Annotated in this window: 21 protein-coding genes; 12 read left to right on the top strand and 9 right to left on the bottom strand. The window is 46.5% G+C overall.

The genetic code is table 11. The features are described 5' to 3' along the window. Positions 1-77 precede the first annotated feature (77 nt). The 4 genes from potD to potA are packed head-to-tail and all read right to left on the bottom strand — an operon-like array spanning position 78 to position 3,880. Positions 78-1,124 carry a spermidine/putrescine ABC transporter substrate-binding protein PotD gene (gene potD / locus EDF88_RS05160; RefSeq protein ID WP_064517970.1) on the bottom strand — a complete coding sequence of 349 codons (1,047 nt, stop codon included), beginning with the start codon at positions 1,122-1,124 and terminating at the stop codon, positions 78-80. Further along, complete coding sequence (gene potC / locus EDF88_RS05155) at positions 1,121-1,906, bottom strand: spermidine/putrescine ABC transporter permease PotC (RefSeq protein ID WP_064517972.1); 786 nt, start codon at positions 1,904-1,906, stop codon at positions 1,121-1,123. The genes potD and potC overlap by 4 nt, the downstream gene beginning before the upstream one ends. Next, positions 1,903-2,760 (bottom strand): spermidine/putrescine ABC transporter permease PotB, encoded by an 858-nt coding sequence (potB, locus tag EDF88_RS05150; protein WP_064517974.1) that lies wholly within the window; start codon positions 2,758-2,760, stop codon positions 1,903-1,905. The genes potC and potB overlap by 4 nt, the downstream gene beginning before the upstream one ends. Continuing rightward, entirely contained in the window at positions 2,744-3,880 is a 1,137-nt protein-coding gene (gene potA / locus EDF88_RS05145; protein ID WP_134183428.1) for a spermidine/putrescine ABC transporter ATP-binding protein PotA, read from the bottom strand. The genes potB and potA overlap by 17 nt, the downstream gene beginning before the upstream one ends. A gap of 291 nt (positions 3,881-4,171) precedes the next feature. On the opposite strand from potA, the gene pepT reads away from it, so the two are divergent. The 9 genes from pepT to EDF88_RS05100 all read left to right on the top strand — a co-directional run bounded on the left by pepT (position 4,172) and on the right by EDF88_RS05100 (position 12,750). Then, the gene (pepT, locus tag EDF88_RS05140) at positions 4,172-5,398 is read left to right on the top strand and encodes a peptidase T (RefSeq protein WP_134183425.1); all 1,227 of its coding nucleotides are present in this window, start codon (positions 4,172-4,174) and stop codon (positions 5,396-5,398) included. Positions 5,399-5,959: 561 nt separating this feature from the next. Further along, positions 5,960-7,117, top strand: coding sequence for a prolyl oligopeptidase family serine peptidase (locus EDF88_RS05135; RefSeq protein ID WP_134183423.1), 1,158 nt, complete (start codon positions 5,960-5,962; stop codon positions 7,115-7,117). A 26-nt stretch (positions 7,118-7,143) separates the two neighbouring features. Next, complete coding sequence (locus EDF88_RS05130) at positions 7,144-8,064, top strand: VOC family protein (protein ID WP_134183421.1); 921 nt, start codon at positions 7,144-7,146, stop codon at positions 8,062-8,064. Further along, on the top strand, positions 8,064-8,429 hold the full coding sequence (locus EDF88_RS05125) for a Rieske (2Fe-2S) protein (protein WP_243839593.1): 366 nt from the start codon (positions 8,064-8,066) through the stop codon (positions 8,427-8,429). Before EDF88_RS05130 ends, EDF88_RS05125 begins: the two co-directional genes overlap by 1 nt. Next, positions 8,410-9,411, top strand: coding sequence for a fumarylacetoacetate hydrolase family protein (locus EDF88_RS05120; protein ID WP_134183419.1), 1,002 nt, complete (start codon positions 8,410-8,412; stop codon positions 9,409-9,411). Before EDF88_RS05125 ends, EDF88_RS05120 begins: the two co-directional genes overlap by 20 nt. Beyond that, positions 9,408-10,196 carry a cyclase family protein gene (locus tag EDF88_RS05115; RefSeq protein WP_134183418.1) on the top strand — a complete coding sequence of 263 codons (789 nt, stop codon included), beginning with the start codon at positions 9,408-9,410 and terminating at the stop codon, positions 10,194-10,196. Before EDF88_RS05120 ends, EDF88_RS05115 begins: the two co-directional genes overlap by 4 nt. Then, positions 10,197-10,916: a CoA transferase subunit A gene (locus EDF88_RS05110; protein ID WP_134183416.1), complete on the top strand. Its 720-nt coding sequence runs from the start codon at positions 10,197-10,199 to the stop codon at positions 10,914-10,916. It begins immediately after the preceding gene. Beyond that, entirely contained in the window at positions 10,903-11,556 is a 654-nt protein-coding gene (locus EDF88_RS05105; protein WP_134183414.1) for a CoA transferase subunit B, read from the top strand. Before EDF88_RS05110 ends, EDF88_RS05105 begins: the two co-directional genes overlap by 14 nt. Before the next feature lie 9 nt (positions 11,557-11,565). Continuing rightward, positions 11,566-12,750, top strand: a complete 1,185-nt coding sequence (locus tag EDF88_RS05100; RefSeq protein WP_134183412.1) for an acetyl-CoA C-acetyltransferase — start codon at positions 11,566-11,568, stop codon at positions 12,748-12,750. Between the two features lie 102 nt (positions 12,751-12,852). Here EDF88_RS05100 and EDF88_RS05095 read toward each other — a convergent pair whose 3' ends face one another. Together EDF88_RS05095 and EDF88_RS05090 are read right to left on the bottom strand one after the other, a co-directional pair. After that, positions 12,853-13,908 carry an aromatic ring-hydroxylating dioxygenase subunit alpha gene (locus EDF88_RS05095; protein ID WP_134183410.1) on the bottom strand — a complete coding sequence of 352 codons (1,056 nt, stop codon included), beginning with the start codon at positions 13,906-13,908 and terminating at the stop codon, positions 12,853-12,855. A 36-nt stretch (positions 13,909-13,944) separates the two neighbouring features. Next, a complete protein-coding gene (locus tag EDF88_RS05090; protein WP_134183408.1) occupies positions 13,945-14,898 on the bottom strand; it encodes a PDR/VanB family oxidoreductase in 954 nt (317 codons plus the stop codon). 206 nt (positions 14,899-15,104) lie between these two features. On the opposite strand from EDF88_RS05090, the gene EDF88_RS05085 reads away from it, so the two are divergent. Then, the gene (locus EDF88_RS05085) at positions 15,105-15,569 is read left to right on the top strand and encodes a MarR family winged helix-turn-helix transcriptional regulator (protein ID WP_134184161.1); all 465 of its coding nucleotides are present in this window, start codon (positions 15,105-15,107) and stop codon (positions 15,567-15,569) included. Between the two features lie 44 nt (positions 15,570-15,613). On the opposite strand, the gene EDF88_RS05080 is transcribed toward EDF88_RS05085, so the two are convergent. The 3 genes from EDF88_RS05080 to EDF88_RS05070 are packed head-to-tail and all read right to left on the bottom strand — an operon-like array spanning position 15,614 to position 20,171. Then, positions 15,614-17,176 (bottom strand): carbohydrate porin, encoded by a 1,563-nt coding sequence (locus tag EDF88_RS05080; protein WP_134183406.1) that lies wholly within the window; start codon positions 17,174-17,176, stop codon positions 15,614-15,616. Between the two features lie 23 nt (positions 17,177-17,199). After that, a complete protein-coding gene (locus EDF88_RS05075; protein ID WP_134183404.1) occupies positions 17,200-18,579 on the bottom strand; it encodes an MFS transporter in 1,380 nt (459 codons plus the stop codon). 23 nt (positions 18,580-18,602) lie between these two features. Continuing rightward, positions 18,603-20,171, bottom strand: coding sequence for a family 78 glycoside hydrolase catalytic domain (locus EDF88_RS05070; protein WP_134183402.1), 1,569 nt, complete (start codon positions 20,169-20,171; stop codon positions 18,603-18,605). Between the two features lie 198 nt (positions 20,172-20,369). Between EDF88_RS05070 and EDF88_RS05065 the strand changes: the two genes are divergently transcribed. After that, positions 20,370-21,191, top strand: a complete 822-nt coding sequence (locus EDF88_RS05065; RefSeq protein ID WP_134183400.1) for a helix-turn-helix domain-containing protein — start codon at positions 20,370-20,372, stop codon at positions 21,189-21,191. A gap of 295 nt (positions 21,192-21,486) precedes the next feature. Then, positions 21,487-21,948, top strand: coding sequence for a cupin domain-containing protein (locus EDF88_RS05060; RefSeq protein WP_208326126.1), 462 nt, complete (start codon positions 21,487-21,489; stop codon positions 21,946-21,948). Positions 21,949-21,950 lie beyond the last annotated feature (2 nt).

The raw sequence follows: 21,950 nt of genomic DNA, 5'->3' as shown, positions 1-21,950 counted from the left end.
AGAAAGAGAGGGAAGCGATGCTATAAGACGAAAGGATGAATTAAAAGGCGGGACGACGGCCCCGCCAGGTATAAAAATTAACGTCCCGCCTTCAACTTCTGATAGTAATTCTCATAAATCGTGCTGGCATCACCAACATCGTTTTGCCACTCACCATTTTTCAGCACCGCTTCATCCGGGTAGAGCGTCTTATCACCAGAGACTTCTTTCGGCAGCAGTTTGCGTGCTTCAAGATTTGGCGTCGGGTAGCCTATGGTTTCAGCCACCTGTTTTGCCACGTCCGGGCGCAGCAGGAAGTTAATCAGTTTCAGCGCACCGTCGACGTTTTTAGCATTTGCCGGAATAGATAGGTTATCCATCCAGAAAATTCCGCCTTCTTTTGGCCAGACAATTTCCAGTGGCGTACCTGCCTGACGTGCGACATACGCAGAACCGTTCCACACCATACCGAGATTCACTTCGCCTTCCATAAACGGATTGGCTGGGTTATCTGAGTTAAATGCCGCCACGTTTGGCATCAGTTTTTGCAGCTCGTGGTAAGCCGCCTCAATCTCTTTTGGATTGGTGGTATTGCCGGAATACCCCAGTTTACGCAGCGCAACCTGGAACACTTCACGTGCATCATCAGTCATCAACAGGCTTTGCTTATATTCTGGTTTCCATAAATCGGCCCAACTAGTGATGGTTTTCGGGTCAATGGCGTCGCTATTAACGCCAATCGCCGTAGCACCCCAGATATAAGGAATGGAGTAGTCGTTATTCGGGTCAAACGGCTTGTTGAGCATCTCCGGATCGAGATTCTTGAAGTTGCTCAGTTTGCTTTTGTCGATCTTCTGGATCATGCCTTCATTGCGCATTTTCGCGACAAAGTAGGTCGATGGCACTACTAAATCGTAGGCACCTTCTTTATAGGTTTTCAGCTTGGCGTACATGGTTTCATTCGACTCGTAAGTCGAATAAATCACCTTAATACCGGTTTCTTTAGTGAACTGCTCAAGCAGGCCTGGCGGCACATACTCGGTCCAGTTATAGAAGTAGATCGTCTTGCTATCGTCGGCATGTGCAGCGCCCATACCCAGTACCAGAGCGCCCGCAGCGAGCAGGTGGCGTGGCCATTTAGTCATTTTAACGTCCCCTGAGTTTTATCACGAAGAATAAGCTGACTGGCAACGACCAGGACCAGCGAGAGTACCAACAGAATGGTAGCAAGTGCATTCACCTCGGGTGAAACACCGACCTTCACCATTGAGTAAATCTTCAACGGTAAAATTTCATAACTTGGCCCGGTGACGAACGACGAAACCACTACATCGTCCATCGAGAGCGTAAAACTGAGTAACCAGCCTGCGGCAACGGCAGGCATCGCGAGTGGCAAGAGGATCTTGCGCAGAATCGTCAGCTCGCTGGCACCTAAGTCTTTCGCCGCTTCTAACATGCGTACATCAAACCCTTTGAGGCGGGAATAGACGGTCACCACCACAAACGGCAGGCAAAAGGTGATGTGCGAGAACAACAGCGACCAGAAGCCGAGCGAAACGCCCAGCAGCATAAACAGCACCAGCAGTGAAATCGCCATCACGATATCGGGCGACATCATCACTACAAACAGCATACCGCTGACGAAAGGCTTGCCGCGAAAACGGTAGCGGTATAACGCCACCGCCGTTAACGAGCCAATTAACGTCGCCGCAGTGGCAGAAAACACCGCCATAGTCAGCGAGTGTTGAGCAGCTTGCAGCAGACTGTCATTGTTCAGCAGCAGGCTATACCACTTGCCGGTAAAGCCTTGCCAGTTGATACCGAAACGCGAACTGTTAAATGAGTTTACGATCAAAATGATAATCGGAATGTACAGATACGCGTAAATGGCGGTCATAAAGCCGCCACGGAGCAGGCGACCCATCATTCTAATTCCACCTTTTTATTCAGCAATCTGGCGGCACGCCAGTAAATCAGCAGCATCAGACCCATCACAAGTGTCAGTGTAATGCTGGTGGCCGCGCCAAACGGCCAGTCACGAATATTCAGGAATTGGCTCTTAATGACGTTGCCAATCAGCAGGTTTTTCGCGCCACCCATCAGATCTGAAACGTAAAACAGCCCCATTGCAGGCAGCATGACCAGCAGGCAACCGGCAATAATTCCCGGCATCGTGAGCGGGATAATAATCCGGATAAAGGTCTGTAGTTTGCTGGCACCCAAATCACGCGCCGCTTCCAGTAGCGGTTTGTCGAGCTTTTCGATGCTGGAGTAGAGCGGCATCACCATAAACGGCAGCAGGATATAAACCAGGCCGAGGATGACCGCGCTTTCGGTGTACATGATTCGAATCGGGGTATCAATCACGCCGAGCCACAGCAGGAACGCATTCATATAGCCTTTGGTGCTGAGGAAAATCTTCAGCCCATAAATACGAATCAGCGAGTTAGTCCAGAAGGGAACAATCAGCAAAAACAGCAGTAGCGGGCGCACGCGTTCTGGCAGGCGAGCAAGGAACCAGGCAAACGGATAGCCCAGCACCAGGCAGGCGAGGGTGGCTATCACCGCCATATTTAGCGAGTGAAGCAGCACTTGCGCATACAGCGGGTCGGCAAGCCGGGTGTAGTTATCCAGCGTGAAAACCATGCTGACGAAATTAGCATCATCACGCGTCAGGAAACTTGTCCCGATGATCATCAGATTGGGCAAGAATACAAACAGCAGCAGCCAACCGACGATGGTGGCGATCACCAAATTCTGGAACTTACGTGAGCTCTTCATCTGCCAGCACTACCTCCCAGCTTTCAACCCAATTCACAGCCATCTTTTGATCAAGTGTATGGTCAAAATCAGGGTCGTCTTCATTGAAGAATTCGCTGACCATCACCATTTTGCCGTTTTCCAACTCAACGTTAGATTCCAGCGTCATGCCTTTATAGTTTCGTTCACGCACATAGCCAATCAAGCCATCGGCAACGTGGGTATCGTTGATCTCTTCAACACGCAGATCTTCCGGGCGCAGCAGCACTTTTAATCGTTGGCCTGCGGTGACGGGCATCGTTACGTAAATATGGCATTCGCGGCCTTCGACGTTCGCCAACACGCGCTGTTCATCTACGCGCTCAACGACGATTGCATCGAAGATATTGATTTCACCGATGAAACTCGCCACAAACAGGTTTTTCGGCTCTTCGTAGATTTCACGCGGCGTGCCGTCTTGCTCAATGTGACCATCGCGCATCACCACAATCCGGTCGGACATGGTTAATGCTTCTTCCTGGTCATGAGTGACGAAGACAAAGGTGATACCGAGTTTACGCTGCAACGCCTTTAATTCGTTCTGCATCTGCTTGCGTAATTTGTAATCGAGCGCGGAAAGTGACTCATCAAGCAGCAACAAATGGGGTTTGTTGACTACCGCACGCGCAATCGCCACGCGCTGTTGCTGGCCGCCAGAAAGCTGATGCGGTAAACGTTGCGCAAATTCCTCAAGCTGCACCATTTTCAACGCGTCATTCACGCGCGGAGGTATTTCGGCGGCAGGTGTTTTCTGCATTCTTAAGCCGAATGCCACGTTTTCAAAAACGGTCATATGAGGGAAGAGAGCGTAGCTCTGGAAGACGGTGTTGACGTGGCGATGCTCAGCCGGAACCCGCGTAATGTCCAGGTCCTCAAGACAGATAGTCCCGGAATCAACGCTTTCCAGCCCGGCAATTAAGCGCAGCACAGTGGTTTTGCCACAGCCGGAAGGGCCAAGGAGTGTCAGAAATTCACCATCATTAATGGTGAGAGATAAATCAGAAATAACGGTTTTGCCATCAAAGCTCTTTCTTACTCCCACCAGTTCTACCAGCGGAGAGAGCGAACATTGCTGTTTATTCAATTTTTTACGCTGTCCCATATAAGACGCATCAAATTGCGGGCTGATGCGGGGTTTGTGATTAACCACCTTGCGGTTTCTGCACGTTTAAGTAAGGGCAGGCATTCTACGGCAAAGCATTGAAATCGCCAATCCTTGATGTTTTCCTGGGGATTGATTATGAAGATGTTTAAAGCAGCAAACACCAAATCCTCTCGCATTGCATTACATTCGTGACTATTTTCAACACTACCAGGCTAAAAGTGACCTAACGCAATATTTGCATCTGTGGCTTACTGATAATGAAGTCACAAAAATTGAGGGTAGCGCGACATGGATAAATTACTTGAACGTTTCTTACATTATGTCTCTTTGGATACGCAGTCCAAATCCGGCGTAAAACAAGTTCCCAGCACTGAAGGCCAGTGGAAGTTGTTGCGGTTGCTAAAAGAACAAATGGAAGATATGGGTTTAGTGAATGTGACTATTGCTGAGCATGGCACAGTCATGGGAACACTTCCGTCTACCGTCGATAAAAAAGTCCCGGCTATTGGTTTTATCTCTCATGTGGATACCGCGCCTGATTTTTCGGGCAAGAACGTCAACCCGCAGATTGTCGAAAATTATCGTGGTGGTGATATCGCGCTAGGCATTGGCGATGAAGTGTTATCACCGGTGATGTTCCCCGTACTACACCAGTTACTTGGGCAAACGCTGATTACCACCGATGGCAAAACGCTGCTCGGCGCGGATGATAAAGCCGGTATTGCTGAAATCATGACGGCTCTGGCTGTTCTGCAAGAGAAGAAGATCCCGCACGGTGACATTCGTATTGCTTTCACGCCGGATGAAGAAGTGGGCAAAGGTGCTAAGCATTTTGACGTTGAAGCATTCGATGCGCGCTGGGCCTATACCGTAGATGGCGGTGGTGTTGGCGAGTTGGAGTGTGAAAACTTCAATGCCGCATCGGTCACTATCAAAATTGTTGGCAACAATGTTCACCCGGGTTCTGCTAAAGGGGTGATGGTCAACGCACTTTCGATTGCCGCGCGTATTCACGCTGAAGTGCCTGCCGATGAAAGCCCGGAATTTACCGCAGGCTACGAAGGTTTCTATCATTTGCACGGAATTAAAGGCTCGGTCGATAAAGCGGAGATGCACTACATCATTCGTGATTTTGACCGCGAACAATTTGAAGCTCGTAAGCGCAAAATGATGGATATCGCCAAGAAAGTCGGCAAAGGCCTGCACCCGGATTGCTATATCGAGCTGGTGATCGATGACAGCTATTACAACATGCGCGAGAAAGTGGCCGAGCATCCTTACATTATTGAAGTGGCGCAGCAGGCGATGCGTGACTGCGACATCGAACCCATCATGAAACCGATTCGCGGTGGCACCGATGGCGCACAACTGTCGTTTAAAGGTTTGCCATGCCCGAACCTGTTCACTGGCGGCTACAACTACCACGGCAAACACGAGTTTGTGACGCTGGAAGGAATGGAAAAAGCGGTAGCGGTGATTGTGAGAATTGCGGAGCTGACGGCGAAGCAGGGTTGATATAACCAATTGCTGGTGGGGCAGTCGATAATAAAGGGGCGGAAGCCCCTTTATTATTAGCTTATGAGTAATATGACAGTCTGTTTAGTGCCAGGAGCGGACGTTCCGTGGTTCTAGAAATGCTCTCATGTCGTGGCCAATTTTTGTCGGCCACTTCAAACAAAGCCATTGAAATAGTAAAATTCTTTTCTATCCGCTAGAAAAAAATAGCCACGCTAAAATGTGATCCACATTCACAAAACTTTCATCGGCATGCCATTTTTTTGTGGGGAATATCATCCTCCCTCGCTACGCCTCAAGCCGCCATAATTAACATTCATTCCACAGAATCAATCTGCAACAAGGCTGATAAAGTTTCATACCTCGTATTGCCCCCCTATTAACTACAGAGTTTTCCAACTTCTCCCTACTCAATAATCACGAATAAATCATGAGACTCATTCTCTAAGACAATACCAGCCATCCAACGACGTGATTAGTCGCCACCGTTGCTCTATGTGACAGTGCGTCCAGTACAGATTTTATTCTGTATAAAGCGACTGACCGTTGAAGGATAACTTTATGTTTCGCTACTTCCCAAAAAACTATGTTTGGAATCTCTCGGTGGATCTCTCCATTGAGATGGGCGCGCGTATTGGTGAGATAGAAGAGATGTGCGCACCTTTACTTTCAGCTTCAGATCATCCTGACAGTGAAGGGACTCAAGCTTTCCGACGAACGTGGTCCGCGATGGCCGATAAACTTTGCTCACTGGCAGATGAAGATGAAACACGTGGCCGCTTATATTCTGCGGGTGAAAAGTATCTGCGAGCTGCCAATTATTATCTTACATGTGAACGTTTACAGGCACAGGGAAGCCCTGGACGAGAGGCTTTGTATAAGCGTTTTCTGGAAGTATTTGCGAAAGGTTGCTGTTACAGCCAGGCAAATTGCGAACGCGTAGAAATCCCCTACGAAGGCACGACTTTATCCGCACTTTACGTTCGGGCGGAAGGTCAGTGTACGCAAGCGCCTCTGCTGGTTCAGGTTAATGGCCTCGATTCAACGAAAGAGATGAAATACCTCGTAGGATTACCTCAATGGTTAGCAAAACGTGGTGTGTCTTCACTGATTGTTGATCAACCAGGCACTGGGGAAGCATTGCGTTTGCATAACCTTAAAGCCCGTTACGACAGCGAACACTGGGCCTCACGTATTTTTGATTGGCTGGAAGACCGACCAGAAGTCGATTCAACGCGTATTGGTATGGAAGGAGTCTCTCTGGGTGGATATTACTGCCCAAGAGCAGTCGCATTTGAACCCCGATTTGCCTGCGGTGTGGTATGGGGTGCGAATCATGACTGGCGCGAAGTTCAGAAACGTCGTTATGAAAACGAAGGCAATTTCCCGGTACCCCATTATTGGGAGCATGTTCGTTGGGTCTGGGGAGGGGAAGATACTGAGGCATTTATGCGTATTGCGGAAAACGTACATCTGGATGGTGTGCTTGATCGCATCCGCGTCCCTTTCCTTGTGACTCATGGAGAAAAAGATTCTCAAATCCCACTGAAATGGGCGCAGCGTACCTATGAACAACTGATCAATAGCCCCCAACGCGAACTGAAAATATTCACCTCTCGAGAAGGTGGAGTACAGCACTCCAGCTTTGATAACTCAATTAACGCCGGGCACTACATTGCGGATTGGGTAGCTGAAGTTCTCGGTGGCCGAGTGTCCTGAATAAACTGAAAGACTGGAGATGCTACATGAATATTATTGGTCCTGATTATCTCGTTTTTGGTGTGGAAGATTTGCAAGGCTGCCGTCAATTTATAAGCGATTACGGCCTGAAAGAAACACACGATGGATTTTTTGAAGCCCTGGACGGTACGGGTGTGAAACTTTGTCAACGCGGTGATACTAATCTTCCGCCTGAACTTGCCAGTGGTAGTCAACTTCGGGAAACCGTGTATGGCGTTGCGGATAAGCTAACCCTTACGGAAATTGAGCACGAACTGCGTAAAGACCGGGAAGTATCCGTAGGCCATGATGGTGTTTTACGTTGTGTCGATGATATGGGCTTTGCCCTGGGTTTTCAGGTAACCCAGCGTCGTGAGATAACCGCAGCCGCAGAAAAAGTGAATGCGCCTGGCGATTTAATTTCACGTCCGTTAAATCATCTGGGTGCCGGTGCAACAATGCCCGCAGAACCCCGCTCTCTGTCTCATGTTGTGTACTTTGTTCCTGATTCTCAACGTGCAGAAGCGTTTTATCAGCGCCTTGGTTTCGTCTGTACCGATCGTTTTACGCATGTCGGCCCTTTCCTGAGACCTGCGGGAACGAATGATCATCACACCTTGTTTTTGATTCAGGCACCTACGTTCATGACGGGGATAGAACACTTCACCTTCCATATGGGAGGCCCGACTGAACTCATGATGGCAGGTAGCCGTTTTGTGGAAAAAGGATATCAATCGTTCTGGGGGCCTGGCCGCCATCAATTAGGTTCAAATTGGTTCTGGTACTTCAACAGTCCGTTAGGCTGCCATATCGAATATGACGCTGACATGGACCTCCATGACGACACCTGGCAGCCCCGCGAAGCGCTGCCTGGCGCGGATAACTCACAATACTTTTTACTCCAGCACCGTGAAAAATGGGCTCCAGGCCCTGATACCGCCCATTAATGATGCATCAGCCAATAGCCCTTTTTCAGGTAAATACATTGCAAGAAGGCGAAGCCCGAGGATTGGATCCCCAACAAACGGGTCAACAGACACTGCTCGCCGTACGTTACTCAGGGAAGCTGTATCTATGGCGAAACAACTGTCCACATCAAAATGTGCCCATGAACTGGCAGCGTGATGCTTTTCTAAATGCCAAAGGCAACAAAATCATGTGCTTTGCTCATGGTGCATTGTTTGAGCCTGATAGTGGCTTGTGCATACAAGGCGCCTGTTATGGACAGCGTTTGACGCCCGTTGATTTTGCAATCAATACCGAAGGATGGGTGACTATAAGAGACCCGAAAGATGAAACTGGCAACCCGTAAAAATGGTCATCGCGATGGGCAGCTTGTCGTTGTTTCCAGAGATTTACTAACAATAGCCGCCGCGGACGATATCGCCCCAACACTGCAATATGCGGTTGAAAACTGGAAGGATGTCGTTGTTGAGTTAGAAGAACGCTATAGCGTATTGAATAACCGGAACTGGCTTCACTCCGAACCGTTCGAAGAAGAACACCTCCTCGCCCCCTTCCCGAGAGCCTGGCAGTGGCTTGATGGTTCAGCGTTCCTGAGCCATGGGGAACGTATGCAGCAAGCTTTTAATCTTCCAGCCGTTGAAGGCGCAGACAGCATTCCACTGATGTATCAGGGCTGTGGCGACGACTTTTTGAGTTGTAGAGATCCGATAATTTTCCGCGATGAAAGCGATGGTCTGGATTTTGAGGGGGAATACGCGGTCGTTGTTGATGATGTCCCACTGGGCTGCGATGAACAAACTGCGTTGGGTCATATACGCCTGGTTTTACAGCTCAACGATGTCAGCCTGAGAACACACGGGCCAAGAGAAATGAAAACAGGATTTGGTTTTATTCATGCCAAGCCGTCCAGTGCTTTTGCTCCTGTGGCCATTACCCCTGACGAACTTGGCAATACCTGGCATGACGGGCGTATCCATTTACCCATTGTTATCCGACGAAACGGTGAAGTTTTTGGTTGCCAGTCAGGCAGTGAAATGAACTTTCATTTTGGGCAGCTTATTGCTTACGCCGCAACAACCCGGCGTTTACGGGCTGGAACGTTGATTGGATCGGGCACCGTCTCCGGACAAGATATTTCGCTGGGTGCGAGTTGTATTGCAGAAGTACGAGCACTGGAAACCATTGAATACGGAACACCTAAAACCTCCTTTTTACGTCAAGGAGAAAAGGTTTTTATGGAAACAACGACTGCGGAAGGAAAACCGTTATTTGGCTCAATTGAACAATATGTCGAGCTGCTGCCACAGAACAGGAACAATAACGTATGAATCTCTTAGAAGGCCGTCGTTTAATCGATTTATCCGTCACGCTTGATAATAACCCTTTTACTGATCCGCCCCCGCTGTTGCCCAAAATTGAATATATCGATCACCAACAAGGCTGGCCGGAAATGGCGGCGATGTTTCCGGGTCTGGAAAAAAGCCAGATGCCTGGAGATGAGTCCTGGGCAAGCGAACGACTGACTGTCACACCGCACAATGGCACACATATGGATGCGCCATGGCACTACAGCTCAACCACCAATGGTGGTGAGCCCGCCTTTGGCATAGACGAGCTGCCTCTTGAATGGTGCCTTCAGCCGGGAGTAAAACTGGATTTTCGCCATAAAGAAGATGGTTCGATTATTCAGCCTGAAGATATTCAGCAGGAGCTTGAACGTATCAGTCACCAACTGATGCCGCTAGATATAGTGTTAATCAATACCGCTGCAGGTGCGTATTACGGCAAAGAAGAATATTTACAACGCGGCTGTGGCATCGGGCGTGAGGCCACCTTGTGGATGCTGGAACGTGGCGTCAGAGTGGTCGGTACGGATGCCTGGAGCTGGGATGCACCTTTCAGTTATACCCGCGAACGTTTTCGCCAAACAGGTGATGCATCGCTGATTTGGGAAGGCCACAAAGCCGGGCGCGATATTGCGTATGGTCAGATGGAAAAATTAACCAATCTCCACTTGCTACCAGACCATGGCTTTTGGGTGAGTTGCTTCCCTTACAAAATTCATCACGCTTCTGCTGGTTTTATTCGTGCTGTCGCAATCGTGGAGGATTAAATGGGCGGATTAGACAAACGCGTCGCCACTATCGAAGCCGCCATGGAAGGGCTGACCGATAACATGATCGTTCTGGCAGGCGGCTTCGGTTTATGTGGTATTCCCGAAAATCTCATCAGCGAAATCCGCCGCCGTGCAGTGGGTAATCTTACAGTGGTATCAAATAACTGCGGTGTCGATGGGTTTGGGCTCGGCATACTGCTTGAGAACCGGCAAATTCGAAAAATGATCGCTTCCTATGTTGGGGAGAACGCTTTATTTGAACAACAACTCATGAGTGGTGAGCTGGAAGTTGAGCTTACCCCTCAGGGAACGCTTGCTGAAAAGATTCGGGCAGGCGGTGCCGGTATACCCGCATTTTATACTGCCACAGGCTACGGAACACCGGTGGCTAAGGGTAAAGAGTCCCGCCAATTTGGCGAGCGGCACTATATTCTTGAACCTGCAATCCAGGGTGATTTCGCCATCATTAAAGGCTGGAAAGCTGACTGGTTTGGTAACGTAATCTATCGCCATACAGCCCAAAACTTCAATCCGTTAATGGCTACTGCGGCACGTATAACGGTGGTAGAAGTCGAGGAAATTGTGCCGCCCGGGGAACTTGACCCGGCACATGTCCACACCCCGGGTATTTATGTCCAGCGCGTCATCCAGGGAACATTCGAAAAGCGTATTGAAAAACGCACGCTTGCAAGCGGGGGTAACCATGCTAACGCGTGAACAAATGGCTCAGCGTGTGGCGCGTGAACTGCGTGATGGATATTACGTCAATCTGGGTATTGGTATTCCGACCTTAGTCGCAAACTATGTGCCACAAGGTGTAGACGTCATGTTGCAGTCGGAAAATGGTTTGCTCGGCATGGATGCTTTCCCTACGCAAGAGACTATCGATGCCGATATCATTAATGCGGGAAAACAAACCGTCACTGTCAGGCACGGCGCTGCAATTTTCGATTCTGCACAATCATTTGCCATGATTCGTGGAGGCCATGTGGACTTGACCGTATTAGGGGCCTTTGAAGTTGATGTGCAAGGAAATATTGCCTCCTGGATGGTGCCGGGAAAACTGGTGAAAGGTATGGGGGGAGCGATGGATTTGGTCGCTGGTGCCCGCAACATCATCGTCACCATGACCCACACCTCTAAGTCAGGAGAATCCAAGCTGCTTGATCAATGCTCGTTACCCCTCACCGGAGTGAACTGTATCAATCACGTTCTGACCGAACTTGCCTTGCTCGATATAAAAGAAGGCCAGTTTATTCTTCGGGAACGTGCCCCCGGGGTCAGTATCGATGACATCGTCGCCAAAACAGCCGGTAAATTACATATCCCTGCGGTCGTACCTGAAATGACATTCTGAGGAGGGTATATGAGAGAAGTGGTGATTACTGCGGCTACCCGTACACCAACCGGAAAGTTTCAGGGCGATATGGGAAATCTCAGCGCTGTCGAATTGGGTGCTGTTGTCGTCAATGCATTGCTTAAACAAAGTGGAATCGAGCCGCACATGGTCAATGAAGTGATCATGGGACAGGTATTGACCAGCGGTTGCGGGCAAAACCCGGCACGGCAAACAGCCTTACGTGGCGGGCTACCCGTTAGTGTATGTGCAACAACCGTAAATCTGGTTTGTGGGTCGGGGCTGAAAGCCGTGCAACTGGCAACACAAGCCATACAAAGCGGCGTTGCTGAAATTGTCATTGCGGGTGGGCAAGAGAGTATGAGCCAGGCCCCTTTTCTACTGCCTGATGCAAGGTCAGGTATTCGACTTGGCCAGGGAAAGCTCGTTGATAGCGTAATGCATGATGGGTTGTGGGATGCATTCAATGATTATTCAATGGGTATTACGGCAGAGAATCTGGCCAGTAAGTTCAATATCACTCGCCAGGCTCAGGATGCATTCGCTGTTGAATCACAAAGGAAAGCCGCGATTGCCCAGGAAAAAGGTTTATTTAGTGATGAGATCACTCCCGTAAGTGTGAAAGCAGGTAAAGGGAAAGTGAGAATCATTGATACGGATGAACAATTGCGGAGTGATACAACAGCCGATTCACTGGCCATGCTAAAGCCAGCATTTATTTCTGAAGGTACGGTGACAGCAGGAAATGCCTCAACGCTAAATGATGGCGCTGCCGCGGTACTGATAATGAGCCGCGAAAAGGCACTTGAATTAAACCTACCCATTATGGCAACGATAGTCTCCAGTGCAACGGCGGGCGTTGACCCTGCTATTATGGGCATTGGGCCTGTAGCAGCGTCCAAACGATGTTTGAAAGATGCTGGTTGGATGATGGATTCACTGGATTTGATTGAGGCTAACGAAGCATTCGCAGTCCAGGCATTGGCTGTGGGGCAATTACTGGGCTGGAATAATGAGAAAGTTAACGTCAACGGCGGAGCTATCGCTCTTGGTCACGCCATTGGAGCATCTGGCTGCCGGATACTCGTCACTTTACTGTATGAGATGAAGCGACGTGATGTTTCCCGAGGACTTGCAACGCTCTGTGTTGGCGGTGGACAAGGTATCGCATTAGCCCTTTCGCGCACCAAGTAGACTCAATACTCCTGTTGATATCGCTGCTTAAATTTTAATATCCCAATATGGCAATACAATTCACGCCCGAGAATAATGTTGATATTTTCGGGCATGAGAGCATCAATAATCACAAAGCCGTTTAACTAATCTTCGCGCCTGGTTAGCACCGGTGTCTATATGAATATCAATAACAGGCTGATGACCAAAGCGAGTCATATTTATAAACTGTGATTCAATAACTCCTTTATCTTCGTCAAATGTTAACCGTGTTTGATCAACCACTTTCGTCTTGATATTTTCTTTATCATGCACTGGATTGGTTGCCATACTCCAGAAATAGTGGCAGGTTGTTGCCGTTTCAGGAGTAACACCATGGAAACCGCGCATGTGAAATCCCTGGCGATCGTTATTATTTATATCATCACTATTTGCATCAATTGCGCCAGTCCAGATTCTTATATGTGACATCATAAATTCAATTTCTTGCCAGCGATCAATATTCCCTTTAAATGGCCATGCTGCTTTATAGGTCGGCGGTGGTGTTGAATCAAGCATATGCCTGACTACTTTTACTTTGTTATCTTCAACATCAACACGCATTTTTGCATTCATATGAGTATTCGCATCGCCACCTATCGTTTTAAGGTGAACATATCCCAGATGACTTAAGTCCATAAGATTGTCATGTATTAACTGCCATGGGGCTTTGTAGTGATATTTACCCATGTCATAAAGAAACTCAGGCGTGCTATGGAAAATATATTGTGGGGGAAGGGTTGTGGGTTTTGACGTGGTATCTTTTCCAAACCAAATCCAGATAATATTATCCTGTTCGCACACCTCATAAGTTTTCACGCAGGCTTTAGAAGGGATTTTATCCTGTCCCGGAATTTGTACGCACTTGCCATGGCTATTGAACAGTAAACCGTGATAACCGCAGCGCACCTTTCCGGCTTCAAGTAGCCCGTCGGAAAGGGGGAGCATTCGGTGGCAGCACTTATCCTCAAGGGCTGCGATATTACCCGTTTCGTCTCTAAAAAAAACGATCGGTTGACCCAATAACGTACGCGCTAAAAGTTGTGTAGTGAGTTCACTACCAAAACCAGCAACATACCATTGGTCAAGAGGATATTCGGTACTGACCAATGTGTTAGTACTTGTTTCAATAATCGACATTATAATCACCAGTATTTGTAGGGTATCAATTTATTATTAGAGATCTAAAATCAGCTTCAGACTTTTGGCGCGGGAACAGCATGGAAGAAAAGATTTATTTTCTGATTTCTCCTTAGCTGTCAGATAAGCATCATTATGAATAGCTTCTCCTTCAATAATCGTTGTTAAGCAGGAACCGCAAATACCTTGTTCGCAAGAGAAATTCATATCAATACCTTCTCTTAATAAGGCTTCAAGCGCACTTTCATTTTCATTGACCTCAATAGCTAATCCGCTGCGGGCTAAATAAAGCGTAAAGCTATTACTGGAGATATGACTATGGTCAACACGTGCAAAATCCTCACGGTGTATTTTTCCCTCCTGCCAGCCACTCATTTTAGCCATCTGTGAGATATCATTCATAAAGCTTTCAGGACCACACATAAATATTCTGTTTTCTGGCATTGAAGGTGTCAGAATATTTCTGAGGTTTATGCGTTTATTTATGTCCCCTTCTGTAATATGGAGTGTGATGTTGTCAAAAAATGGCAAATTATGAATAGTTGACATAAACGCCATGTTTTCTGATTTTCTCCCACAGTAATGCAAGGAAAACTTGTTACCACTATTGTACAGCGCCCACGCCATAGAGAGGATCGGTGTTATGCCGATCCCTGCAGCAAACAAAATCGTATGATCTGAGTCGGGGCTAAAATTAAACATATTACGAGGAACATTGATTTGTAAAATGTCGCCAATGTGAATGTTCTCATGCATTCGTTTAGACCCCCCACGGGAAACCTCACTCAACAAGACGGCAATACAGTAGCGGTGCTGTTCAGCCGGATCGTTGCACAGCGAATATTGTCTGATGACTCCCTCTCCCGTATCCACATCGATGTGCGAGCCGGGGCTAAATGCTGGCAATATTCCACCGTTTGGATCAGTGAGTTCGAAATAGTATATCTGCCCGGCAATTTTTATTTTCTGGCTGACACGTATCTCTTGCATATTCCACCTTATTGGGCATATTAATCCCACGCTAATGGCTCGCGACTTCTGTAATATTTGAGTCTTAAATACAGAATTTAAACTCTATAATTCAAGTTATTATGAAGTAATGTGAGCGATTATTTTTAACGTGTGATGGTGTGTTTTTATAAGACTAGCCACAATGGTTGACATGTCAACTAAGTGCCCTAAAGGATGTGATCGTGATGTCAGATTTACCCGTAATGGATTTAAGCAACTATATACCGGCCCTGTTAACATCATTGAATAACAAACTGTCTGCCGGTGCTTCTGCATGCTATCGGGAACACTTCGGCATTGGTGTCGTTGAGTGGCGAGTTTTGGCAATGCTCGCAGTGGAAGATAATATTCCCGCCAATCGTATTTGCCAGGTGGTGGGTTTAGATAAAGCAGCAGTTAGCCGGACACTGCAAGCTATTGAAAAAAAAGGATACATCTCTTCTCTGTTAGATAAAGAGGATGCGAGAAGAATGGTGCTTTCCTTGACCCCCGCCGGCCAAGCTTTATATACAGAGGTGTGGAAAGTCGCCAGCCAACGAGAGCAGTTATTGCTGGCAACTTTATCGCCAGATGAAATTTCCGCTTTTGTGAAAACGTTAAATAAAATGTATGCACAACTTGATGCAGTGAATGCCGTCTCCCCTGACTGATGCCAGGGGATCCGTAGGGCGAGTTTTGAAGATTTGAGCGCTAATCAGAACCAGATTTCCGCCTGAACACCAAAGTTCCAGGTTCCACCTGAGGTAAAGCCGACACTACCGAAGTCATCATTCAATGAGTAGCGATCAAGCTCTTTGTCCCAGTTCATATAAGTTGCGAACAGACGAATTTCCGGACGGGCCTTAATATTAAAGACATCACCCACTTTAAATGTTGGGGCGAAGGTCAGCTTATAAAAATCGCCTTTCACTGCCTGGTACTCATTCACGCCGCTGTCTGAATTATAGGTACGCCCATTCGGGTCAAGATCCATATACTGCCATGAGGCTTCGTAGAGCAAAGCAAAGTGTTGCGTCAGTGCTTGTGAGGCTCGTAAGTTAAACGTTGCCCAGTCATACCGGTCTCCCTCGCGGTAGCGGTTTTCACTGTGTTGAGCTATGACCGACGGGGCAAACTCCCAGTTTCCGAAGGCGGGTAAAATGCCATAAGAGGCGAAGCGCAAAGACCTGGCGTTTTCAGTTAAATCACCATCACTACCCGGTTGGCGTGCTTCCGCTCCTAACCCACCACCATATTGTAAAGCGGTTTCAGATATCCCTTTGGCCAGGCCGTAAAATTGCTCTTTATCGCGATATGCCAGCATTCCCAGATAACCGTTGGTCGCTGAATTATCACTGCGTAAGGCATAACTACCGGTTGTCGAGGTATTGTCTTTTAAGTCATCGTTACCTTGGGCTGTCATTCCTGTCAGCATCAACTGCCAGTTGTTGTAGAAGTGGTTGGCGGTAAACATGATGTTTTGGATATTATTATCCTCATATCTGTCTGATCCTAAATCGCCAAAATTACGGCCATACACAGAATAAGCACCTTTTAAGGTGTCACCCCATTTGACATCGTAAATACCGCCGCCGGTACCACCGAGGAACATAATATCGCTATCGGTAAAGTGAATATCGAAGTTATCCCGGTCAAAACGTTTCCCGGCCCATAAATAAGAGTCTCTAAACGCCCCCGAAAACTCCTGGAAGCCACCCATCTCAACATATAACTGGCGTACGTTAATATGGTGACTATTGTTGTCCTGCACCCATGGGTCAGGATTGTTCGCACCATCGGCAATCATGGTTTTAAAATGTGCCCATGAGCCGTCATTAAAGGTCATTCGCTTACCCAGGCTCAGCTCGAGGTAATTGTCTTTTTCGTTCCCCAGACGTCCGGTATGAGCATCATCATTTAATGAACTTGCAGGTGAAACACCCGGGCCACCCCGCGCACCTTTACCATGGGAGTTAACTAATAAACCGGAGCGGGCATAAGCACTAAATTCCATGCCATCAAGCTGGCTATTGCTCTGTTGCTTTTTACTGACCTCTTCAACTTTATTATTTGTCACTTGAGTTTCTTGAGTCAGAGTTGCCAGTTTACTTTCAGCCTGGTCTGCTCTTTTTTCTGCAACAGCACTCCTTTTTTCCGCTTCATTTAAACGTTGTTCGAGTAAAATCAGCCGCTGATTAACGGTTAATTCTGCTGCATGAACAAAAGAAGTTGAAAAAAGGGCGCAGCCTACCGCTGCGCTAATCATAGAGATACGCATAAGTGTCCTTTCTATCAGAGGTATTAAATTGTTATTGTTTGATTTTCTTTTTTACTTTCTTGCTGTGCATTACGGCCGGCATCTAAATCAGCCCTAATCGCATCGTAATTATCGTCAAGTTTATAGAAGCGTCCGATCCATAGCATGGAGAGCATAATCAAACCGGCTGGGATATATAAATAACAGGTCTTAATTGCCAGTAATGCTTCCGGAGTTTGTACACTGTTGGCAACATAACCTCCTGAGGAGAGTAAAAATCCGATTACGGCACCGGCACCGGCCATCGCGACTTTACCAAAGAAGCCATTAATAGATGTCAAGATACCTGCTGTATTAATACCCGATTTCCATACACCGTAATCAACAGGATCAGCCTGCATCGAGAAGTAAATTGCCGTACGTTGACCCGCACCAAGGGATAATATAACCGCACCGATAATAAGTCCGATATGATTAACTCCCGCAACCATCATCACAGCCATGCCGATTAAGTTTATGCAACTGGCAATAAGATAGACATGACGCTTTTTCATTCTATTAGCAAGTAGAGGAACAGTCAGAGTACCCAGCAATGGAACAAATGTTGAGATCCCTGCGATCACGGCCGTGAGTTCTGTGCTTCCAACGTAATAATGGAAGAAGTAGACCAGTGCACCGGTCTGGAAGAAAAATGCACCCCACATCAGGAAAATATTAGCTGCGAATATCATCCATGGTTTGTTTGATTTCAGTCCAGTCCACGCTCTGGCGAGCGTCATTTTTTCCTGGGTGATGGTGATTTTTTCTTCAACATTACGGAAACTAATTAATAAGAAGAAGGTAGCAATAACACCAAATACGATAGCCGTATAAAGGAAGCCCTGAGACTGATCTCCTTTTCCGAGTGTCGCGACCAATGGCAATGTTGCCACCGCCACAATAGTGGAGCCGAGTGAGCCCAGCAATATACGGACAGACGATAAGGTGGTACGTTCTTTAGAATCTGCAGTCAGGAAAGGAAGCATCGCACAAAACGGGATGTTGACGATGGTGTAGAGGAACGACAAGCACAGATAAGTGATAAACGCATAAATTAACTTACCAGTGGTACCTAAGTCGGGCACATAGAAAGCTAAAATACAAAGTGCACCAAACGGTACTGCGCCAACCAGCAACCACGGGCGGCAACGACCCCAGCGAGTTGACGTATTATCAATGACCAGCCCCATCAATACATCAGCAACCCCATCCACTAAACGGGTCACCAGGAACATAAGACCAACATAATAGGCCGGTAGCCCCATGACATCGGTATAGAAAAACATCAGGTATAAAGATATTAACTGCCACACTAAATTGCAGGAAAGATCGGCAATGCCGTAACCGACCCTTTGTTTCCACACCTTGAAGGTAGATTCAATCATTTTATAATACCTTAGATAGGTTATTAGAGACCGAACTGGCGAATAAACCAGGCCGGTGTGCAACTCCAGGCGTGGCAGTAACTATTAATTAATTTACTACCATATGGAGAAAAACCAGGGTTCTTAGGATCAAATAACTCCCAGAATGTATCAGCACCAAATTCAACCATTGCCCCCCAATACTGTTTAATTTCTTGAATGGCTTCATTACGCAAACCGCATTTAATGAGGGCATCAATGAAATGATGGCGTAAATAAGGGGTATTCATTTCGATACTTGGTGGATTTTTGAGTAGGTTTAGCATGATATTTTTACGATGGACTAAATCGCCCATTTCAGCCAAGACCATCCATATTTGCGATGCATAACTAAATTGATATTTATTCCCGCTAAAATAGTATCCAGTTTCTTCATCAAATAAAGTTGATGCTGCATTTTTAAGCGTCAGCAATTGCTTTTGCAAACTCTCGCCATGTTCCGGTTGACAAATCATGGCAAGCTGAATGGCTTTTTCAACGCAATAAATCAGAACCCCTTGTGAGGGAGCTTGTTTATTAAGGGAATCATTCCAGTCAATAAATGACCACCAGTCGTCACTGTCTCTCACCAGACCGGTGTGATCACATCGCTCCAGTGCCAATTCAACCTGGCGAATAGCTACAGGCCACAACTCTTTTGCTGTTGCTATATCCTGCGTCGCCATTAAATAGTTGTATAAAGTGTCGACAAAAAATAATGAATAATCGAACAGATAGGTATCGTCTGCTTTTACTTCAGGACGGGCAAAAATATTAGCAGCAACCATTCCGTCTTCTCTTCTATGGCCTGCAAAGAGATAAAGACAGCGTTTTACAAGATCATGTTTCGCGAAGGTGACATCATTGACCAACGCCTGAAGGCGGAGATCGCCTAGCCAAAGACGACGGTCACGCTTAGGTCCATCTTCAAAAACGTTCTGCATACAATTGCGCAAGGTTTGAACCGAAACCTCATCTATCTTTTTTAACAGTGCATCGTGCGTATGGTACTCAGGATAACTGTGCGGAGCTGAGCTCACTGTGGTGGCGCTCAAGCGAGTAAATCGAATGGTATATTTCGGTGAAAGTGATACGACTCGCACTTTGATATAGCGGAAACAGTAACGTCTGGGCAACGTTTTCTCTTCAGGTAAGATATCGATGTATTCATCATGTTGTTGCAGCCAACTGCTACTTAACCAGCCCTGGTACTCGCTGAAAGGCTCGGAAACTTCACACAGCGTTTCGCCAAAGATGAACTGCAGATGTGCTGGCGCATCAGGAGGGCTCCCGGTGGAATCACATGAAAAATTGAGTGAACCGACACAATGCTCACCAAAATCAATGATAAAGGTGTCACCCGGTGAAAATGACTGCTGTAGAAAAGTCGTTGCATCTGCAATGTGCTCGGCACGCCAGCCAAGCGCTACATTTCCGTCCTCAATACTTTTAACAATTGAACGCGGTTGTACTTCGCGACTGTAGACTGTTGGAATGAGTTTCTCTGCCACAGCAAGTAAATGCTCATCTCTGATCATGTTGAGATTTATATGCTGTTGGATTGCTTGAGACATGCTGCCTCCTGGTAGTAAATGATGTTATCAGTTTATTACCAGAGATAATTTTCAGACTACATTCACAGTGCCATTGATGAAGTGAAACTGGCAATTTGTTGTAGATCAATCAATCCATGTTCACAATTTTAAAAATCAGTCTTTCCCCTAAACAGCAAGTGAACTATTGTATTGATAATTTCAACGCGGTTTAGATAAATGAATACTTTAACCCTGGCTCAGTATTTCGATTCTATTGAATCAAAGTTAGCAATATACAAAAGTGACCCCGAGGACAATTGTTGCGAGCATAGTCATGAGTTTGACGAGTTTGTAATAGTAGAAGAAGGCTATGGCTTACATGTTATAAATTCAAAGCCGATTTATGTTCGAAAGGGGGATGTCTTTTATGTGCAAAGATCAGATCATCATTTCTATGATGAGCTCGGTGTACTAAAACTAACCAATATTTTAATCAATCCTTCAGTAGAATTTACCTATCTGAAACAGATAGATATCCTACTGAAACAATTTTCTGCCAGGGATGCAAATTGCTATGCCTGGTTATCCCCTGCACAAAGAAGCGAGTGTGGCGATTTAATCAATCAAATTTTTACTGTTAACAAAAGTAACCCTGCATTATGGGAGTCTTCATTTTTCACACTGCTCACAACTATTTTAAAAGCGCAATCAATTTCTCAAAATAGTGACACTAACTATAAGCTTAATAAGTTGCTTAACTATTTACAGGATAACTGCTTTCAGGATTATGACTGGAATACATTGGCCAATACTTTCCATCTTACGAGCAGAACCATGTTCAGACATATCAAAGCCGCAACAGGGCTGACACCAGATAGCTATCTAAAAAGGTTACGGATGCTGTCTGCCAGAACAAAAATAGTTGAGACAGATCTTAAAATAACGGAAATTGCATTTTTATGCGGCTTTTCAAATAGTAACCACTTTTCGTCGCTGTATAAAAAAGTGTTTGGTGTTTCTCCAAGCGAAGAGCGGAAAAATCATAAACCCCACGATTAATATCCTGATGGTGATATTGTAAATGGCATTCAGAGTCATGTCGTTAGCATAGGCTTAGGTAACTCGCCGAGTGCGGAGTATTTCACATTCATCACCGACCGATATCGACTATGAATTATGCCAATACCTATAATGATTATCCTCAATAGTCGCTAAAGTTTATCGCATGATAAAGTGAGCAGTGTGAATAAATTGCCAGAGAGTAGATATGAACACAATGCTATCTTTTAAGCGTGTAGTGACTAAGAATAATTCCCGCGGGTTATCTGTTATTTGCCATGAAGCAGGGGATCATATGCAATTTCCCCTGCAGGCTGTTCCCGGTACCCTATTTCATGAGATATGGAGAACTGACGCATCGCCAGCGCAGATAAATAATAAATTGCTCCCATCCGATCTACCACTGAAGTTAACACCAGAAAAAAATGGGACTGTTTTACGTGTTGTCGATATTTCGCCAGATGCCGATCACCAATCTAGCTCAAATAATTTAGGTGCGGCATTTTCTGAGATGGGGGCTTCCGCAGCCTATACATCGAATGTCACATCTAAACATAATTTGATGCACCGTACCGAGACTGTCGATTATGGCATCGTTTTGGAGGGTGAAGTCTGGCTGATTCTTGACGATGAAGAAGTTCACTTGCAACGTGGTGATGTTGTTATTCAACGAGGAACAAATCACGCCTGGAGCAACAGAACAGAATCGATGGCCAGAATGGTATTTATCTTAATCGACGGGCAATATGCTGTTTAGGA

It is taken from the genome of Buttiauxella sp. BIGb0552, assembly GCF_004366275.1.
GTDB lineage: Bacteria > Pseudomonadota > Gammaproteobacteria > Enterobacterales > Enterobacteriaceae > Buttiauxella > Buttiauxella gaviniae.
The sequence above is the reverse complement of the archived record's forward strand: the minus strand, read 5'-3'. Positions and strand labels throughout refer to the sequence as shown.

Coding starts and splice junctions, on each gene's coding strand:
- potD (WP_064517970.1), bottom strand. CDS start 1,124: ATGACTAAATGGCCACGCCACCTGCTCGCTGCGGGCGCTCTGGTACTG.
- potC (WP_064517972.1), bottom strand. CDS start 1,906: ATGATGGGTCGCCTGCTCCGTGGCGGCTTTATGACCGCCATTTACGCG.
- potB (WP_064517974.1), bottom strand. CDS start 2,760: ATGAAGAGCTCACGTAAGTTCCAGAATTTGGTGATCGCCACCATCGTC.
- potA (WP_134183428.1), bottom strand. CDS start 3,880: ATGGGACAGCGTAAAAAATTGAATAAACAGCAATGTTCGCTCTCTCCG.
- pepT (WP_134183425.1), top strand. CDS start 4,172: ATGGATAAATTACTTGAACGTTTCTTACATTATGTCTCTTTGGATACG.
- EDF88_RS05135 (WP_134183423.1), top strand. CDS start 5,960: ATGTTTCGCTACTTCCCAAAAAACTATGTTTGGAATCTCTCGGTGGAT.
- EDF88_RS05130 (WP_134183421.1), top strand. CDS start 7,144: ATGAATATTATTGGTCCTGATTATCTCGTTTTTGGTGTGGAAGATTTG.
- EDF88_RS05125 (WP_243839593.1), top strand. CDS start 8,064: ATGATGCATCAGCCAATAGCCCTTTTTCAGGTAAATACATTGCAAGAA.
- EDF88_RS05120 (WP_134183419.1), top strand. CDS start 8,410: ATGAAACTGGCAACCCGTAAAAATGGTCATCGCGATGGGCAGCTTGTC.
- EDF88_RS05115 (WP_134183418.1), top strand. CDS start 9,408: ATGAATCTCTTAGAAGGCCGTCGTTTAATCGATTTATCCGTCACGCTT.
- EDF88_RS05110 (WP_134183416.1), top strand. CDS start 10,197: ATGGGCGGATTAGACAAACGCGTCGCCACTATCGAAGCCGCCATGGAA.
- EDF88_RS05105 (WP_134183414.1), top strand. CDS start 10,903: ATGCTAACGCGTGAACAAATGGCTCAGCGTGTGGCGCGTGAACTGCGT.
- EDF88_RS05100 (WP_134183412.1), top strand. CDS start 11,566: ATGAGAGAAGTGGTGATTACTGCGGCTACCCGTACACCAACCGGAAAG.
- EDF88_RS05095 (WP_134183410.1), bottom strand. CDS start 13,908: ATGTCGATTATTGAAACAAGTACTAACACATTGGTCAGTACCGAATAT.
- EDF88_RS05090 (WP_134183408.1), bottom strand. CDS start 14,898: ATGCAAGAGATACGTGTCAGCCAGAAAATAAAAATTGCCGGGCAGATA.
- EDF88_RS05085 (WP_134184161.1), top strand. CDS start 15,105: ATGTCAGATTTACCCGTAATGGATTTAAGCAACTATATACCGGCCCTG.
- EDF88_RS05080 (WP_134183406.1), bottom strand. CDS start 17,176: ATGCGTATCTCTATGATTAGCGCAGCGGTAGGCTGCGCCCTTTTTTCA.
- EDF88_RS05075 (WP_134183404.1), bottom strand. CDS start 18,579: ATGATTGAATCTACCTTCAAGGTGTGGAAACAAAGGGTCGGTTACGGC.
- EDF88_RS05070 (WP_134183402.1), bottom strand. CDS start 20,171: ATGTCTCAAGCAATCCAACAGCATATAAATCTCAACATGATCAGAGAT.
- EDF88_RS05065 (WP_134183400.1), top strand. CDS start 20,370: ATGAATACTTTAACCCTGGCTCAGTATTTCGATTCTATTGAATCAAAG.
- EDF88_RS05060 (WP_208326126.1), top strand. CDS start 21,487: ATGCAATTTCCCCTGCAGGCTGTTCCCGGTACCCTATTTCATGAGATA.